This is a genomic window from Vibrio crassostreae 9ZC13 (assembly GCF_000272045.2).
Classification (GTDB): domain Bacteria; phylum Pseudomonadota; class Gammaproteobacteria; order Enterobacterales; family Vibrionaceae; genus Vibrio; species Vibrio crassostreae_C.
On the sequence record NZ_AJYZ02000019.1, the window covers coordinates 1,686,704 to 1,704,898 of the forward strand.

Below are 18,195 nucleotides of genomic sequence, written 5' to 3' on the forward strand. Positions count from 1 at the left end.
ATTAACCAAATCAGTGTCGGATTCACTATTTAACGAATAGGCCGAAGTCGATCTCTTGTTCTCTTTGATATTTCACCAGCTTCACTTTTAGGTCGTGTTTTGCTGCTAAATCAATGGCTAAGCATGACATGCGTTTTATCTCATCAACGCAGCTTGATATCAGCGGTTTTTCTTGATTATCGATAGTGGCGATGAGTGTGTTTTCTGTGCCGTCGTTACCTGCGTAAATATACGCGTACATGTTGTTGTCGTGTTGCATAAACTTCCTAAAACGGGATTTCTAATTATTAGTGAGGTGAAGATTACAGGGTTTATTTACGCAGGCTAGCTCGGCTAAGTAAGGTTAAGCAAGGGAAAGTAAGGCTTTGTAAGGGCTCTTTTTTTTCTTTTTTCTGGCGTTCGAAAACGTGCTCAACCCTTTGTTTGTCTCACTTTTTTGTCTTGTTAGGTTTTGCCTATCAATAAAATTGTTGAAATCCATTTAGTAAAATCAAGATTTTAGACAACAATTAACTTAACAAGATAGAAAATATATGACGCAAAGTATTTAGGGAGAACGCAATGCATTCTATTAAAGTGAAAGATTACATGACGCAGCAGGTTGTGACATTTACTCCTGATATGCCGTTAAGTCTAGCGTTAGACAAAGTGATGCGTAGCCACCATATGGGTGGGCCCGTAATCGATGATAACGAACAAGTGATTGGCTTCCTTTCAGAGCAGGATTTACTCGAGAAACTTGTGAAGGTCAGTTACTTCTGCCAAGACACACACCTTGTGGGTGACTGTATGTACCAAGAAGTGCTGTCGGTGTCACCTGACTTATCCATTATTGAATTGGCGGACATGATGCAGGTTGGAAAACCTAAAGCATACCCTGTGATCGATAATCGAAAATTGGTGGGTATTATCACCAGAACTGATGTTTTGAGAGCAATTGGCAAGAACTTGGAAGAATGCTTCAAACATCAGGTATAGTAGCGTGTTAAGAACGATTATTTTTCTCAATACTCTCAATTGAAAAAAGGCGCACTAGCGCCTTTTTTCTGTATAGCGCTTTTCTTGGTCGATCCTTTCTTGTTGGATCCCTAGCCAGTTGAACAGTTGAACAGTTGATTAGGCTTTAGCTCTTGGGTATTCCAACTTTTGGAGGTTTCATGTCAAATCAAACGGCAAAGTTTGTTGAAGGTTCAACGATGCGCCACATATTGGTGATGTCGGGGGCTGGCTCTGTCGGTTTGATGGCGTTATTTGTGGTCGATCTGCTCGACATGCTGTTTATCAGTATGCTCGGACAGGTTGAATTGGCTGCTGCGGTAGGCTTTGCAGGTACGCTGACTTTCTTTTCTACCTCCGTTTCTATCGGTACTTCCATTGCCATGGGCGCATTAGTGTCCAAAGCCATCGGCTCCAAGAATCAAGAGCACGCTCGAAACCTAAGCACCAGTATCATGCTGACTGCGTTTGTTATCAGTTCAACCATAACTGCAATCATGTTCGCTTATATTCCAGAGCTGCTAGCCGCGATAGGCGCCAAAGGCATTGCAGCCGAACGCGCTCAAGCTTACCTACAGATTTTGCTACCTAGTGGTCCATTTTTGGCGTTAGCGATGGCAGCGGGTGCGGGCTTAAGAGCGGCAGGTGATGCTAAGCGTTCGATGTGGGCAACTTTGTCTGGCGGCATTGTTAACGCGATTCTCGATCCTCTGTTTATTTTTGGTTTTGGTTGGAACATCGAAGGGGCGGCTATCGCTTCGGTTGTCGCTCGTTTCTCGGTGCTATTCTTTTCGCTTTATCCTCTTATTCGCAGCCATCAGCTGGTAGCTCCGCCTTCTTTTGTGCAATGGCGCATTAATATTCGACCAATATTGGCGATTGCGCTGCCTGCGATTATCACCAATACCGCAACGCCTATCGGTAATGCGATTGTAACAACGGGTATCGCACAATATGGTGAGGATTTTGTCGCGGGCTTTGCCGTGATAGGTCGTCTGACGCCAGTTTGTTTTGCGGTTATCTTTGCCTTGTCTGGCGCTGTGGGGCCAATCATTGGTCAGAACTTTGGTGCTGAACGCATGGACCGAGTAAAAGAAACACTCAATAACTCATTGCTGGTTACTACGGCATACACCATCGCTGTTTGTATTCTGTTGTACTTCGTTCAAGGTTATGTCATTCAAGGCTTTAGCTTACAAGGTGATGCAGCAATCATTGTGGCGGCTTTCTGTACCTATGTGGCGTTAACCTTCACCTTTAACGGTGCACTATTTGTTGCCAACACGTCTTTCAACAACCTAGGTAAACCGCTTTACTCGACAGCATTGAATTTGGGTAAAGCGACGTTAGGTACTCTGCCGTTCGTATATCTAGGTTCGCAATGGTATGGCGCTTTGGGTGTTCTCTATGGTCAAGCTTTGGGTAATGTTTTGTTCGGAATTTTAGGTATCTTGGTGCTTCGACATCATATCGCTGAACTGATGCAAGGATCTCAAGTTGATCCAGTGGAAGATGATGTGTCGATTGTCAGCTTGAACACTCAGCCATTCTGTTCACACGATGCGGTTCTTATTGATGATGTATCGGCAAACCGTGAAGAGTGTGCGGAGCTTAAATCTCAGTAAGCCATCGGCGCTGGCATAATATTTTTGTTTTCTTGAAAACTTCTTCTTGACCTTGGAGTAGCCTCCAAGGTTTATACTTTTGATGAACTTAAGGTTCTGTTGCTCGTAAGTTAGCAACAACCTCAAGGCTTTTGAGTATTAAGGAGATACATTATGTGCGCAAAACATGCAGCGTGCCGCTCAGCAAAAGTGGACGTTCAACCTCAAGCGGCAGGAGCAAGTTGCTCTAGCCCTAAAATTTCAAGCATCACAGCAGCAGGTACTTCATCTGGTTGTTGTAGCTCTTCTGCTGCTTCGTCATCGTCTGGAGATGATTGTTGTAGTTCGTCGGATAGTGGAGAAGAAGACAGTCAGTCCTCAACTTTATCTCTCGATGCCAAATTTTCGAAAAGTTGGCTGGTTGCCGGAATGGACTGCCCAGCTTGTGCAAGAAAAATAGAAAACGCGATCAGCAATATTGACGGTGTTATTCAAGCGAAGGTTCTCTTTGCTACCGAAAAGCTGGTTGTGAAATTCGATAATGAAAGCCTTGCTGACACCATTGAACAGGTCTCTATCAAAACGGGTTTCCCTCTTACGGAAGTCGGTTCAAAGAAAGAAAAACAACAACCTGAGACTTTTTGGCAAGCTTATATCCAACCTAATTTACAGATTATCGCGATTGCAGCGGCAATGCTGTTTGCGGCGCTTCTGAAAAGTACCTCTCCTCAATTAAGCGAAGGCTTGTTTACGGTAACTTGTCTGCTTGGTTTATATCCGGTGGCGAAGAAAGCGGTTCAGCTGGCGCGTTCAGGTACACCGTTTGCTATTGAAACCTTAATGAGTGTTGCCGCGCTGGGTGCTTTGTACCTTGGCGAAACTGCGGAAGCAGCGATGGTTCTATTATTGTTCTTGATTGGTGAGCGCTTAGAAGCGTTTGCTTCATCAAGAGCAAGAAGTGGCGTTCAAGCTCTAATGGCATTGGTACCAGAAAACGCGACTAAGATCATCAACGGCGAGCGTGTAGAAGTAGCAGTCAGTGAACTGGTTCCAGGTGATGTGATTGAAGTGGCCGCGGGCTCTCGTTTACCTGCTGACGGCCAATTGATTACAGACGCGGCAAGCTTTGAGGAAAGTGCGTTAACCGGTGAATCTGTTCCTGTTGAACACATCGAAGGCAATAGCATCATGGCTGGCGCTGTGGTGGTCGATAAAGTGGTTCGTATCACCATCACTTCAAAACAGGGTGAGAACGCGATCGATCGCATTCTTCATCTGATTGAAGAAGCAGAGTCTCGTAAAGCACCACTAGAGCGATTCCTCGATAAGTTCAGCCGTTGGTACACACCGTTAATGATGGTAGTGGCTCTGTTGGTCATCATCACACCACCATTGTTGTTTGCGCAGCCATGGGAAACATGGGTTTACCGTGGCCTAGCGCTATTGTTGATTGCTTGTCCGTGTGCCTTGGTTATCTCGACTCCTGCAGCGATTACCTCTGGCTTAGCAGCAGCAGCGAAACGTGGCGCGCTCATTAAAGGCGGCGCAGCGCTAGAGCAGCTTGGTAAAATCCAAACCATCGCCTTCGATAAGACAGGCACACTGACCGAAGGTAAGCCTCAGGTTACGGATATTCAACCTCTATCGGGGTGGCAACAAGACGCGATGCTGCGTGTGGTTGGGGCGATTGAAGTTGGCTCTACTCACCCGTTGGCGCAGTCACTTGTCGCTAAAGTAAAAGACCTGAATATTGAGATTCCTGAATCACACAACAAGAAAGCGTTGATTGGTAGTGGTGTTGAAGGGGATGTTGATGGTGTTAAGTATCAGGTTCTGTCACCGTCTAAAGTCACGTTCGAACTTGGTGCCGATGTGGTTTCTCAGGTAGAAGCATTAGAAGGTGAGGGCAAGACGGTTGTGGTTGCTCTTGAGGTTAAAGATCAAGAAGAATCAACAGAGCAAGCTACGACGGTGATTGGTCTGATTGCTTGGCAAGATACGTTACGCAGTGACGCTAAGCTTGCGATTGAACGACTTAATGAATTAGGTATTCAATCTATCATGTTGACCGGCGATAATCCGCGCAGTGCAGCAGCGATCAGTAGCAAGATTGGTATGCAGTACAAGGCAAGCCTATTGCCAAGCGACAAGGTATCTTACGTTGAGGAGTTATCTCAACAGTCGCACGTGGCGATGGTCGGTGATGGCATTAATGATGCACCAGCAATGAAAACGGCGAATGTCGGCATCGCAATGGGTGGTGGTACGGATGTCGCTTTGGAAACGGCGGATTCAGCACTGACTCATAACCGTTTAACTGAGCTGCCAGCGATGATTGAACTGTCGCAAGCGACCATGAACAACATCCGTCAAAACGTAGCCCTTGCGCTTGGTTTGAAGGTCGTATTCTTGGTGACAAGCTTGTTAGGTATTACCGGTTTGTGGGTGGCAGTTTTAGCGGATAGTGGTGCAACTGCATTGGTGACATTGAACGCATTGCGTCTGCTTCGATTTAAATCTAAAGCGGACTAAATCGAGCTCACCGACATAGAGCATTCTTAATATAAAAGCGCCTTTAGCGGTAATACGTTAAAGGCGCTTTTTGTCTCATTAGTATGCAACATAGGCGTGCGGATTGCTTATTTTTGTGATGCCAATCGGTTTTTTGTGAAACTTGAATTATTGTTGCGATCATTCATGTGACATGTGTCACTTCATTTTGTAATGAGCTTGGTTAGAGTGTGTTCGTACCCCACGAATTTACTATGAGCTTAAATAAGGGTAAAAAGCCCAATAAGCCAAAAGGAGCGAACTATGTCTCAAGCTGTTTTCCACTTAGGTGTTACTGAAGCAGATCTTAACGGTGCTACTCTTGCGATCATCCCTGGTGATCCTGCTCGTGTGCAAAAAATTGCAGAAGAGATGGAGAACCCAGTATTCCTTGCTAGTCACCGTGAATACACGCTTTACCGCGCAGAGCTAGACGGCAAACCAGTTGTTGTATGTTCAACAGGTATTGGTGGTCCATCGACTTCTATCGCAGTTGAAGAGCTTGCTCAACTTGGTGTTCGCACTTTCCTACGTGTTGGTACGACTGGTGCTATCCAACCTCACGTAAACGTGGGTGACATGATTGTTTCTACAGGTTCTGTTCGTCTAGACGGCGCTAGCCTACACTTTGCTCCTATGGAGTTCCCAGCAGTGGCTGACTTTGAAGTTGCAACAGCAATGAAAGCGGCAGTTGATGAATCAGGTGCAACAGTTCACATGGGCGTAACGGCATCAAGCGATACGTTCTACCCAGGTCAAGAGCGTTACGACACGTTCTCTGGTCGCGTTGTTAAGCGCTTCCAAGGCTCTATGCAAGAATGGCAAGACATGGGCGTTCTAAACTTCGAGATGGAATCTGCAACACTGCTAACTATGTGTGCAAGTTCTGGTCTGAAAGCAGGTTGTGTTGCTGGTGTAATCATCAACCGTACTCAAAAAGAGACGCCTGATCACGACACTCTAAAAGTAACAGAAGCACGTTCAATCAAAGTGGTTGTAGAAGCCGCTCGTAAAATGCTTTAAGTCTTAAAGTGCTCTGAGTTTTAGAGAGCATTAAGTCTTCAAGTGACATTAAATTTTGAAAATGGCCGCATCGTATGATGCGGCCATTTTTTTGTGCCGTCTGAAAGTAATCAATAGAGAAAACAGACAACAAAAAAGGCGAGTGACTTAATCGTCATTCGCCTTTTTAACAATCTGCTTAAGAGCATTGAGCTCTCATGAGCTTATTGGTTTTTAGTACTCTAGATCTTCACTGCCACCCGCAGCTGTAAACCATGCCGTTAGGTGTGTTTTAAGATCTTTCAATTCGTCAGGGCCAATCAATGCAAGGCCAAGATCTTCAGCTCGTGTGATGTCGTTATGGCGAAGAGGGCGGAAGCTCACTAACATTGCACGTGCTTGTAGGCCACCTAGCAGGTCTCTAAGCGATTCCAGTTTGTACAAGGTGTCATCACCATCATCACGCATGCCTTTGGTCTTACATTCGATGATGTGCAGCTTATTGTTCACCACAGAGGCAACATCAAGCTCGTTACGAACCTCACGTTCACCCAGTTGACGGTATACCTGAACATTCAAAGAACGGTCTTGAATGGTCGGCATGTCATCTTGGATCTGCTTAACTGTGCTGTGAACCAATGTTTCAAGCCATTCACCGTTTGAGAAGCGGCGCGCGTCTTCGTTGGCAAAGGTCAAAATACCATTGTCGTAAGTCGCAATTTTAGCTTCAACCAAATCGCTCAGCAGCATGTTGAGCTCGCGATAGCCTTGTTGCTTCTCAGATAGGCCTACATCAAGTTTTTGTTCTTTACGGCAGGTCGTTGCTAGGTAGTTCAATGTCGCAAGGCCAGGGCCTAGTTCGAGTGCGTTACTTGCCCAACGTTCACCCAGTTCATAAAGTTTCTGATCCAGTTGCGGAGACAGCTGAACATCGCTGAATTCACCGCGAGCACCGAACACAGTTAGGTAGTCGTCGATAGTGATGCGGTCTTGAACTTGTGCGTCTTCTTTACCATTAGGGTACAACCAGCAAAGCTTGTCGCTATTTGGTTCAACCACGAAGATTGGCCAGTGGTAAGTACGGAATACTTCGTACACAGAAAGTAGGCGGTGACGGAGGCCACAACTTGCGTTGAGCTTCACTTCTTGACCGCGTGCTTTGAGGTCTTCGGCAAGGGTTTGGATAGATTCTTTAATGACAGATGTATTTACGATGGTCGGAATTTCGAAAAACTCACTCGTAATGTCGCGCTTGTGCAAAACGCTGTCTAAACGTTTGTACATACTGACTTGATTTTTGTCACCGATAAACACGATGTGAGTGCTGACCGTTCGGTTATCAAGTAATGGGGTGAGCAAGCGAATGGGGTCTTGATCGATAATGCCAACATGAACAGCCATATAAATTCCTTAATAGCGGCTCGCTCATAAAGGTGAAAGAAAAAACGGGAAGCAGCAAGCCTTAATAATCATATAATGACAAAGCTCATAAAAAACAAGGGCAACCCTTGATAAAAGTTGCCCTAGCTCAATTAGTCACCACTATTGGGTAAGAAGTCTCAACAATCTCACTAAATATCTATCGATTCTTCATTTATCTATAGTTTGAATTGATGTACTAAATCACCTTGCTGATTCGCCAAAATTGTTAGGTTTTGGCTTGCCTCCGCAATTGAAGACATCGCTTGGTAACTCTTATCTGCGATGTGGTTGATGTCTTCGATGTTGCGTGCAATATCACCAGACGTTTCACTCTGCTCAGCGGCTGCTTGAGAGATGTGTGTACTCATGTGGCTGATCTCTAGAATCAAGGCTTGGATCTCTTCCATCGCACTGTTTGCACTTGAAGCTTGTTGAACCGACATGTCCATATCGCTCATACAGCTTTCAATTACGTTACTTGCAGTTTTCGAGCTTGATTGCAGATTGCTGATCATAGTCTCGATTTCAGAGGTTGATTGAGTGGTCTTCTGTGCTAGCACTCGTACTTCATCGGCAACGACTGCAAAACCACGACCTTGTTCACCTGCACGCGCTGCTTCAATTGCCGCATTAAGTGCAAGTAGGTTGGTCTGTTCAGCAATACCACGAATAACGTCAAGGATTGAACCAATCTGGCTACTCATCTGTTGTAGCTCGCCTACAGCGCCCACTGATTCAGTAAGGCGAACTTCAAGCTGATTAATGGTGCTGATGTTGGTGTTCATGATCTGACGACCAGACTCAGAAGCCGATTCTACTTGTTGAACCATGGTGAGTGAGCTTTGCGCGCTGTTCGCCACTTCTTGTACAGAATGAGACATCTCTGTCATTGCGGTCGCAACAGTCGCGGTTTGCTCACGTTGGCTGTTCAATTGAGCCTGCGTTTCAGATGACGTCTTCTGGTTGACGCTTGCAGTCTTAGTTAAGTCATCTGAAGCATCATTCAACTTCACAAGGATATTGTGCAGGTTGTCAGCCAAGGTGTTGATGTGACGGCTCACGCGGCTGAATTCGTTGTCGTAGCGAATATCGATACGCTGAGTCATATCACCTTCAGTTAGACCTTCTAATGTACCGAGGATGCGAGTTAATGGCTCTCGTACGCTGTGTGCAATGTGGTAACCAATCGCAGCAGCGAACACAGTCACAACAATGCCAATGGCAATCGCGTTGAATAGGCCTTTGTCGTAGATGCTGCTTGCGTCAGCGAGTGATGAGTTAAGTTGCTCTTCAGCGGTCACGTTGAATGAGTCCAAAACAGCCATCGCTTGGTCAACTTCTAGAGCTAGGTTAGCGATGTTCACGTACAACGCTTGTTTGGCTTGTAGGTAGTTGTTGTGTTTGTCTAGTACGCCACCTTTCTGACCAACGTCTTTGGTGAACTTCTGAACCGACTCATCGAAGACATTTTTAAGTGCTGGTAGTTGTGTTGATAGACCTCGATAAGCGTAGTTAAGGTGAGTAACGGCCTTTTTGTTTTGGTTAACGGCTTTTTGAACGAAGGCAACATCAGAGCTAGCAAGTGCATCAGAGGTAATAACTTCTGCGTCTTGCAGTTTGATGAAGTAGCTCTTTGCCATCACTTTTACAGAGATGCTTTTTTGGTCGGCAACGTACTCTTTCATACCAACGGTTAATTCTGAATGTAAGCGTTGGAAGTCACGAGACGCTTTTTGTACTTGTTCTTGTGCTTCGAACATCGCGACGTAGTTGTTCATCGCTTCGTCAGCTTCGGCGAAGTAGCGTTCTTCCATTGCTCTTAATTGCGCGATACGTTCAACAAGTGAAGCATTGTTTTGGCTTGCCGCTTCTAAACTACCGAGAACTTCTGAAAACGAGTTTTGTGATGCAGCAAATTCTGTACGCATTGCAGACATGCGTTCAGCGTTTTGTGTGGTTAAGAAATCTTTGAATGACTTATCAGCAGAAAGCAATTGAACACTCGTTTGATTTGAAAGCGCGACAAGTGGTAATGAGGTTTCTGAGACACTCTCAAAATTGCTGTGTATCTGATTCATGCTGTTCATCATGATGGTTATCGTGACTGCGAACATGATGATGATCAGTGCGAAACCAGCGTACATACGCTTGATCACAGATCCCTTCATGGCTTTCTCCCTAAATAAAAATGCAGACCTAATGTCAGGTCAAGGTAAAACTAACAAAATTATCAGCATTCTATTGAGCTCGGCTTACGCATTTTATGACGCACACGTCAAAAATAGCGCTCAGTTATAACCAACATGCCATTCTTGAGAGCTAAGGCTCGTTTTCTTTGATTTGAACGGTGTTTTTTATTATGCTTTACAGCAGATTTATTGTGGTTTGATGCGGCATAGCGCATACTCAAAGCATTAAAAAATAAATGTTTTATCGGAGAGAAACATGGCTGAAGAAACCATTTTTACTAAGATCATCAACAAAGAAATCCCAGCAGATCTACTATACCAAGACGATTTAGTAACCGCATTTCGCGATATTAACCCTCGCGCGCCAAGCCATATCCTAATCATCCCAAACAAGCTGATTCCGACAACTAACGATGTTGAAGTCGAAGATGAAGCTATGATGGGGCGCATGTTTACTGTTGCTCGCAAGTTAGCAAAAGAAGAGGGCATTGCAGAAGATGGCTATCGTCTTATCGTGAACTGTAACTCTCACGGTGGCCAAGAGGTTTATCATATTCACATGCACTTGGTTGGCGGCCGTCCACTTGGCCCCCTATTAATGAGCTAATAAAAAGTTAATGAGCTAATGAAAAGCTAACGAGTTAATGAAAGCTAATGAGCTAGTTTAAACGCGCTCATTAGTGGGTTAACACAAGTAGTTAGTTGGAAAATTTGTAGTTTGTATGCCAACTTTAAGTTCTATCTGTTGTCTGAATGTCGGCATCGCTTAGGCAGAGGCTAAATCAGTAGGGTTTCAACTGGCTTGAGATCCTTTTTACAACGCGTTTCGTTTTGATAATGAGACCATTAAAGGTCAGCAGACCCTAATAAAGTAGGCATTTTAAACATGCACGGAGACGATAAGTGAAGCAACAGTTTAGATTCGCTTCCATTGCCCTGTTATCGGCGTTGACCGTAGGTTGTGCGAGTATGTCTGCAGGAAGCCTGTTCAGTCATTACAGCGCACAAAACAAAGCGATCTACCAAGCCGTTAAATCTGGAGATTATTCAGAGGCTCAGCAAGAGCTACCAGATTACGCGGCAGGCGACATCCTTGATAACTTTGAAAGAGGCAGAATTAATCTGCTGGATCAAAAATACCCTGAGAGTAAGGCTTCGTTTGAAGTGGCTGATCAGGCGGTTACTGAGCAGCAACGCAAAGCCGTGATCTCAATCTCAGACAGTGCAACCAGTGTGGGTGCGTTGGCTGTGAATGACAATATTACCGAGTATGTGCCAGCCGATTACGAGTTGGGCTTTCTTCATCTGTATCTCGGTTTAAATTACCTCAAGAAAAACGATTTAGAAGGTGCGGTGATCGAAATGCGTCGCGCCAACCAAGTTCAAGAACAAGCGAAGAAGCAACGCGAGGCTGAGTTAGACAAAGCAGCCAGCGATGCGAAGAAGCAAGGCTTGTCTGCCAATGTGGGTAGCATCCTTGCCAATTACCCTGATGCGGGTAAGAAACTGCAGTCAGTACAGAATGCGTATCTGATGTTCTTGTCTGGTCTGCTTTATGAAGCGTCAAATGATTTAAACAGCGCCTACGTTGACTATCGTCGTGCTTTGGCTGTGATGCCAGATAACCAAGAAATCATCGATAGAACCATGGCAACAGCCGCTCGTTTAGGGATGCGACAAGATTTAGCAACATTAGAAAAACGCTATAAGCAATCTTCTAAACTTAGTGCAGGTGAAGGGCGAGTGATTGTTCTTCAAGAGCAGAGCGCTGTGCAAGCTATGGACAGTTGGCGACTGGATTTGCCTGTTTATGACAGTCGCGATCAGGGGGCAATATACTCTCTTGCGCTGCCATATTACCCAAGTCAAAACGTAGAGCGTTTTTCTGCCTTGCGAATCAGCGGACAGCCGCTACAAGAACATTTGATCACTGATGTAAACGCGATGGCGCAGAACGATCTATCGGAACGTATGACAAGCATTGTTATTCGCCAAGCGCTACGTGTAGTCGCGAAAGATCGCATTCGAAAAGAAGCAACCAAAGGCGATGATGTCGGTAATATTCTGTTCAACGTGTGGAACACACTGACAGAGCAACCAGACACTCGCAGTTGGCAATCATTACCTGCAGAGATTAAGAGCAGTACGTTTGTAGCAAATAGCGGTCAATATACGTTGGAAGCGGGCGCTAAAACGTACGACTTTGATATTCGAGAAGGGCAGACCACCTTGGTGTGGATTTCTCGACAAGGAAACAATGCAACAATGTGGCATAAACAGCTAGGGAGGCTGTAATGAAAAAGTGGTTAGTGAGCTTAGCAGCGGTTATGGCTCTGGCTGGTTGTGCTGATAATACAGCTGGCGTAAGGGTCGATAGTCTGACTCAGAACGTTTTCTTTGGTGACAAGGTATTGGGCAGCCGTTTACAGGTTGAAGATATTCGCACCGATCTGGTCGACGGTCATACGCGAGGAATCGTTCGTTTAAACAGTAACTATAAAGGCGATCAACATATTCTTTATCGTTTTTACTGGTACGACGATGCCGGGCTTGAGGTCAACCTTAAACAAGGTCCTTGGAAGCAAGCGATTGTTCGTGGTTTTGAAAGTATTTCGTTGTCGGAAGTGTCGGTAAACCCGAAAGCGACTCAGTTCAGAGTCCAGTTCCGAGAGCAGTAAGTTAGATTAAACGGGTCTCATGATTCGTAAATACAAGAATTTAAGAGTGTGGGTAACCCCGCTCAGTGATAAGTTGAGGAAACAAAATGAAAAAGAGTGTCATTGCGCTACTAGGTTTAGCGGTTATTTTAGGCGGTTGTTCAAACAAGGTAAGCTACGGTGATGCACAAGCAGTAGAAACCACGACAATCGATTTCGGTTCAACTGACCTTCAAACGATTGCGGGTGAAATGGTCGATAGCATGATGGCGTCTGGTTCTGTGTCTTACATTACTCGTGAACAGCGTCCAATCGTGTTTGTAGAGCGAATCAAGAACAAAACAAGTGAGCACATCGATACTGAGTCAATCACTGACACTATCAGCACTAAGATGCTGAACTCTGGTAAGTTCCGTTTCGTTGATATGGACCGTGTAGAGTCTGTTCGTGACCAATTGAACTTCCAAAACAACGATGAGCTTGTAAACCAAAGTTCAGCGATTCAATTCGGTAAAATGGTTGGTGCTCAGTACATGCTGTACGGCAACCTATCAAGCATCGTTAAGAAAGCGGGTAGCGATGAAGACGTATACTACAAAATGACGATGCGTCTAATGGATCTTGAGTCTGGCTTGATTGAATGGGCTGACGAGACTGAAATCCGTAAGCAACAATCTAAGAGCCTACTAGGCCTTTAATTTCGCTTACTTGCCAACTATGCGCAGCCGGATTTGACAATGTCTAGTATTGGCAGCGCTTAATCTTGACAGCGTATAGCTTGGTCACACGCCAATGCAGTGCATGATGTGCTGTTTATGAAGAGACACTGGCTTTTGGTCAGTGTCTTTTTTGTAGGGAATGAAGACGTTTATAGGGAGTAAATATGGCAATTTTTTCTTGGTCTGAGGCTAAGCTTCTTGATACCAGTTTGAGTTCGCTTGACGGTTACTTTTCTGAGCCTCCAGTTAGAGCACAGACATTAACAGGCGGTTTGACCAATCGATGTTGGAAGTTGGTCGATGCCGATGGTACTGCGTATGTTTGGCGGCCAACCACACCTATCACCAAAGCGTTCTTCATTTCTCGCCATGAAGAGTACCAAGTGCTGTCTGCCATTGAGCGACTCGGTATCGGGCCAAGCCCAATGGTAGTGAATGAGCAGGGGTTACTGGTTGAGTGGATTGCGGGTGAGACACTTTACGAAGATCTAGAACTCGATGACCTGTTGAAAACGCTGATCTCTGTTCATCTGGTTAATACTGCGCGATTACCACTGCAACCATTCAGTTTCACGGCGCGAGTCGACCATTACTGGCTGCAGCTTGATGCGATTCATAAGACCGAAGCCTGCACTAAGATTTATCAAGAGTGGCGCGTGGCTCCGAGTATTACCAATGTTGACCTGTCTTTGTGCCATTTTGACTTAGGTGGTTATAACCTAGTGAGAAACAGTGACTGCATTAAGATTATTGATTGGGAATACGCTGCGCTCGCAGACCCTAGGCTCGATTTGACATTAACCATTGCGGTTGCTGGCGCGCCAGTCACAGAAGCGGTTGAGAAGTACTGTCAGCTGCGAGGCATCCATGATGCCCAACCTTGGCTTGATGGGGTAGAAGCATGGTTACCAAGAAGCCAAATGATGGCGATGCTGTGGTATTTGCTTGCTCATCAGCTCTGGGGCGATGAAAGTTATCTGCGTGAAGCAGAGGCGCTGAGTCACACTTTATGTAGCTAGGATCACGTTTAGGAAGTGAAAAATATAATTTCGTTCGTGTTCCCTTTAAAACCTTATTTTTCATGTTAGATTAATTAAAACGTACCAATATTCAACAAGGAGGTACTAATGATTATTTATCTACATGGCTTCGACTCAACTAGCCCGGGCAATCACGAAAAAATACTGCAGTTGCAATTCATTGATGATGACGTTCGTTTCATCAACTACAGTACTTTGCATCCAAAACACGATATGCAGCATCTGCTAAAAGAAGTGCATAAGGTGATAGAGCAATCCGATGATCCGCATCCCATTATTTGTGGTGTAGGTTTAGGTGGTTTTTGGTCTGAGCGTATTGGTTTCTTATGTGGGATTAAGCAGGTGGTGTTCAACCCTAATCTGCACCCTGAGAACAACATGGTAGGTCGAATTGACCGTCCAGAAGAGTACGAAGACATCGCAACTAAATGTGTTGCTCAGTACCGTATGAAAAACAAAGGACGCTGTTTAGTGGTGCTTTCTCGTGAAGATGAAATTCACGACAATACCAAAACAGCTGCCGCGCTAGAAGATTACTACGATGTAATCTGGGATGAGAAAGAGAGTCATAAATTCAAAAAGATCTCTCAACATCTTCAAGCAATGAAAGCGTTCAAAAACGCTTAATCAATCCAGATGTTTTATAAAAGCAGTGCTCAATGAGTGCTGCTTTTTCACATCTGAATCTTAGAGATTGGTATTGATAAAGTAGTTGTATATGTTTTATCGGTCGGTTTGTGCATTTATAGATCAGTTTGCTCAAACGTTAACTAATTAGTCGCGAATCCTCATTGAGGGTAAGGATTTTTTTGTTGCGGTCATCTTTTTGCTATATATAATGTTCCCAAGCAAAATATTTTGACAAATATCAAAAAAAATTGAGAGCGAGTGAAAAAACTTGCCCATAATTTGTGTTCTGCCTCTCAGGTAGTCACCTTTTATATCCACGTGAGCAAAGCAACAAACCATTATTTGTTGTTTGTAACCCCTCTAACTACTCGGTGAGCTGTCGTTATTCTTTTTCGCGGTAACCCAATTTGTAACAGCCTTCGCATTCAAGGCCGAGTAGATACATAGAATTTATCGGTTGGAGTAATCGAGCCGAACCCCATTTATTCATTTTGTAGAGGATTGTCATTGTGACAAAAATTATCGTAGTAGGCGGCGGTGCTGGTGGTTTAGAACTAGCCACTAAGCTAGGCCGCACTTTAGGTCGTAAGAAACGTGCCCAGATTACTCTGGTAGACCGTAAAGCAAGCCACCTATGGAAACCATTACTTCATGAAGTAGCAACGGGCTCACTGGATGAAGGTGTTGATGCATTAAGCTACCGTGCGCACGCAAAAAACCATTACTTCGATTTCCAAATGGGCAGCCTGAACGACATCGATCGTGAGCGTAAAGTGATTGCACTAAGCGAGCTTACAGACGAGCACGGTGAACTGCTGATGCCAAGCCGTGAACTTGAATACGATATTCTAGTGATGGCGCTAGGCTCAACGTCAAACGACTTCAACACTCCAGGCGTTCGTGACAACTGTATTTTCCTTGATAGCCCAGAGCAAGCACACCGTTTCCGTACAGAAATGAACAATCAGTTCTTAAAGCTTCACGCTAAGAACGGTCAAGGCACGGTAGACATCGCGATTGTTGGTGCTGGTGCAACTGGTGTAGAGCTTTCTGCAGAGCTACACAACGCCGTTAAAGAACTTCGTACTTACGGCTTCGGCGACCTAGATTCAAGCAAGCTGAACGTAAACCTAGTTGAAGCGGGTGAGCGTATTCTTCCAGCTCTACCTCCTCGTATTTCAAGTGCAGCACACTCTGAGCTAACCAAGCTTGGTGTGAACGTTCGTACGAATACGATGGTGACTCAGGCGGATTCTGACGGCCTAACAACCAAAGATGGTGACAAGATCCCAGCTCAAATCATGGTATGGGCAGCAGGTATCAAAGCACCAGATTTCATGAAAGATATCGGTGGTCTTGAAACCAACCGTATCAACCAGTTGGTTGTGAAGAACACGCTGCAAACAACACTGGATGACAACATCTTTGCAATCGGTGACTTGGCGCAATGTACACAAGCAGACGGTTCATTCGTTCCGCCACGTGCACAAGCGGCTCACCAAATGGCAAGCTGTGCATTCAGCAACATCATTGCTAAGTTGAACGGTCGTGACCTGAAAGACTACATCTACAAAGACAAAGGCTCGCTAGTTTCACTTAGCCGTTTCTCTACGGTAGGTAGCTTGATGGGTAACCTGACGAAAGGCTCGATGATGGTCGAAGGTCGTATTGCTCGTGTGGTTTACATCTCTTTGTACCGCATGCACCAGATGGCGCTTCACGGCTTAATCAAAACATCACTGATGATGCTGGTTGGTCGTATTAACCGTGTACTTCGTCCAAACCTAAAGCTTCACTAATCAGGTAAGCCTTCTCAGAGCATTACGCTGATAATAAAAAAGAGCTCTTCGGAGCTCTTTTTTGATCGTGTCGATTATGGATTATCGCAGGTGTTGAACTCATTTCTGCTGTTAAGACGTTGGAGGTAGCACAGAATAAACCACGCCATCTTTCGGCTTACCGTTAAACAGAAATCGATTCTGGGCAATGGTTTCTCGCTCAGCGCCACACTTCTCGATCAACTTTTGGCTGGGTAGGTTCTCGGTATCGCAGACAATCTCCAAACGCGTTAACTTGAGTTGCGCGAAACAAAATTCAAATAGGGCGAACATCGCTTCTTTGGCGATCCCTCTCCTTTGAAAGTCATCACCGACCCAATAACCTAAACTCGCCATATTAAAGGTGTGGTAAAGCTCATTAATGGCAACCATACCGACTAACTTATCGCTTTTTCGTTCAAAGATGCCAAAGCCAAACGCATCGGCTTTCACCCAGTTCAGGCGAGTTGCCAGAATAAATTTCTCGGCCTCGACGATAGAAAACTCTTTATGACACCAGTCGACCCATGGCAGCAAGCTAGGGGAGGACTTAACCAGCTGAGAAAATTCTTGAGCATCTGAGGCCTCAATGATTTTAAGGCTAAGATTTTGTGTGTTGATCTGAAATTCAGGGCTCATAGAGCGTACCAAGTAACGTGTAAGTACTGAGCAAAGAGAGTCAGTACAGAATAAAGATAGATAGCACTTAATAAAACGCCCTCACTAGGAGGGCGGATTGAATTATTTATATAATTATAGCCGAATCGGCAAGTAATTTACTGCGCTACACGTCTAACTTGAATCACCATTCCAAGAAGTGGGTGGTCAAGGTAATGAGTTTCTGTACTGCGCATACGACGTTTTTGGTCCATGCGGTAGCTCTTAAGGAACTCTTGGACTTCAACCGTCGGAGAAATTTCAGTTAGATTGCCCACCTGGACGTTGCTTTCTGCGCCACTTACTGGTGAATCTAGCTCAATTTGTTGCTCTTGTAGAGTCACTTCACGAACGCTTGGCGCTTTTAAATCTAATGTCGTTTCAGCGTATAGGTAGTGCTGAACGTAGATTTGCAGCTTGCCGTCTAATTCGTAGAGTGGCTTATCAATTGTCTCTTCTTGGAACCCATCAGCGCTGCCTGCAGTGATTGCGCCTTTTTCAGAGCCATCAGCATTAAACTGTTTAGAGAAATCTTTACCTGCTTGAATATGGAAAACAGGTGCCGAGCTCTTACCTTGGTCGCCTTGACGCCAAGCGGTATGCATCAGAACTTCAAAGCCAGCGTGTTTACGTAGCTTGTCTTTCTGAGGCGTTAACTTGTATTCCGAGTAAGGTAGCATTTGAACGCCTTTCTTTGCTCGGTATTGGGTATCTTGAAATGAACCAACGCGTTCAAGTGAAATCTTAGGCTGTGTATTTGGCCAAGATTCGTTCACCTTCTCTGCATCAACAGCGCGCTTAAAAATGATCACTTCTATATCAAATTGTCTCTGCGCCAAACTTGGCAGTGAGACGAACAATAGTAGCAGTGGGATCAGTCTTTTCATTTTTACTCCGTCTTCCAGCCGAACT

The 18,195-nt window shown here is 44.9% G+C and carries 16 protein-coding genes; 11 read left to right on the forward strand and 5 right to left on the reverse strand.

From position 1 onward, the window contains the following. Positions 1-25: 25 nt before the first annotated feature. Complete coding sequence (locus tag A136_RS08690) at positions 26-259, reverse strand: hypothetical protein (RefSeq protein WP_017060212.1); 234 nt, start codon at positions 257-259, stop codon at positions 26-28. A 302-nt stretch (positions 260-561) separates the two neighbouring features. On the opposite strand from A136_RS08690, the gene A136_RS08695 reads away from it, so the two are divergent. The 4 genes from A136_RS08695 (at position 562) to udp (ending at position 6,173) form a co-directional block, all read left to right on the forward strand. Further along, positions 562-978, forward strand: a complete 417-nt coding sequence (locus A136_RS08695; protein WP_017060213.1) for a CBS domain-containing protein — start codon at positions 562-564, stop codon at positions 976-978. 179 nt (positions 979-1,157) lie between these two features. Further along, complete coding sequence (locus A136_RS08700; RefSeq protein ID WP_017065289.1) at positions 1,158-2,621, forward strand: MATE family efflux transporter; 1,464 nt, start codon at positions 1,158-1,160, stop codon at positions 2,619-2,621. 153 nt (positions 2,622-2,774) lie between these two features. Further along, positions 2,775-5,132, forward strand: coding sequence for a zinc/cadmium/mercury/lead-transporting ATPase (locus tag A136_RS08705; protein WP_029235296.1), 2,358 nt, complete (start codon positions 2,775-2,777; stop codon positions 5,130-5,132). Positions 5,133-5,414: 282 nt separating this feature from the next. After that, positions 5,415-6,173 (forward strand): uridine phosphorylase, encoded by a 759-nt coding sequence (udp, locus tag A136_RS08710; RefSeq protein ID WP_017065292.1) that lies wholly within the window; start codon positions 5,415-5,417, stop codon positions 6,171-6,173. A 213-nt stretch (positions 6,174-6,386) separates the two neighbouring features. On the opposite strand, the gene A136_RS08715 is transcribed toward udp, so the two are convergent. Together A136_RS08715 and A136_RS08720 are read right to left on the reverse strand one after the other, a co-directional pair. Beyond that, positions 6,387-7,553, reverse strand: a complete 1,167-nt coding sequence (locus tag A136_RS08715) for a DUF1887 family protein (RefSeq protein WP_017065293.1) — start codon at positions 7,551-7,553, stop codon at positions 6,387-6,389. A 197-nt stretch (positions 7,554-7,750) separates the two neighbouring features. Then, the gene (locus A136_RS08720) at positions 7,751-9,742 is read right to left on the reverse strand and encodes a methyl-accepting chemotaxis protein (RefSeq protein ID WP_017060219.1); all 1,992 of its coding nucleotides are present in this window, start codon (positions 9,740-9,742) and stop codon (positions 7,751-7,753) included. Positions 9,743-10,019: 277 nt separating this feature from the next. Here A136_RS08720 and hinT point away from each other — a divergent pair, with 277 nt between their 5' ends. From hinT to A136_RS08755, 7 genes are all read left to right on the forward strand, one after another. Continuing rightward, complete coding sequence (hinT, locus tag A136_RS08725; protein ID WP_017065295.1) at positions 10,020-10,370, forward strand: purine nucleoside phosphoramidase; 351 nt, start codon at positions 10,020-10,022, stop codon at positions 10,368-10,370. A gap of 296 nt (positions 10,371-10,666) precedes the next feature. Beyond that, positions 10,667-12,058, forward strand: coding sequence for a COG3014 family protein (locus A136_RS08730; RefSeq protein ID WP_017065296.1), 1,392 nt, complete (start codon positions 10,667-10,669; stop codon positions 12,056-12,058). Then, complete coding sequence (locus A136_RS08735) at positions 12,058-12,441, forward strand: YcfL family protein (protein WP_017060222.1); 384 nt, start codon at positions 12,058-12,060, stop codon at positions 12,439-12,441. Before A136_RS08730 ends, A136_RS08735 begins: the two co-directional genes overlap by 1 nt. 86 nt (positions 12,442-12,527) lie before the next feature. After that, positions 12,528-13,118, forward strand: coding sequence for a penicillin-binding protein activator LpoB (gene lpoB / locus A136_RS08740; protein WP_017060223.1), 591 nt, complete (start codon positions 12,528-12,530; stop codon positions 13,116-13,118). Between the two features lie 185 nt (positions 13,119-13,303). Next, positions 13,304-14,158, forward strand: a complete 855-nt coding sequence (locus A136_RS08745) for a phosphotransferase (protein WP_017065297.1) — start codon at positions 13,304-13,306, stop codon at positions 14,156-14,158. Positions 14,159-14,266: 108 nt separating this feature from the next. Beyond that, positions 14,267-14,806, forward strand: coding sequence for an alpha/beta hydrolase YcfP (ycfP, locus tag A136_RS08750; RefSeq protein WP_009847155.1), 540 nt, complete (start codon positions 14,267-14,269; stop codon positions 14,804-14,806). Between the two features lie 512 nt (positions 14,807-15,318). Further along, the gene (locus A136_RS08755) at positions 15,319-16,608 is read left to right on the forward strand and encodes an NAD(P)/FAD-dependent oxidoreductase (RefSeq protein ID WP_009847154.1); all 1,290 of its coding nucleotides are present in this window, start codon (positions 15,319-15,321) and stop codon (positions 16,606-16,608) included. 111 nt (positions 16,609-16,719) lie between these two features. Here A136_RS08755 and A136_RS08760 read toward each other — a convergent pair whose 3' ends face one another. Both A136_RS08760 and A136_RS08765 read right to left on the reverse strand, forming a co-directional pair. After that, positions 16,720-17,265: a GNAT family N-acetyltransferase gene (locus tag A136_RS08760; RefSeq protein WP_017060225.1), complete on the reverse strand. Its 546-nt coding sequence runs from the start codon at positions 17,263-17,265 to the stop codon at positions 16,720-16,722. A 137-nt stretch (positions 17,266-17,402) separates the two neighbouring features. Further along, complete coding sequence (locus A136_RS08765; RefSeq protein ID WP_017065298.1) at positions 17,403-18,170, reverse strand: peptidoglycan binding protein CsiV; 768 nt, start codon at positions 18,168-18,170, stop codon at positions 17,403-17,405. Positions 18,171-18,195 lie beyond the last annotated feature (25 nt).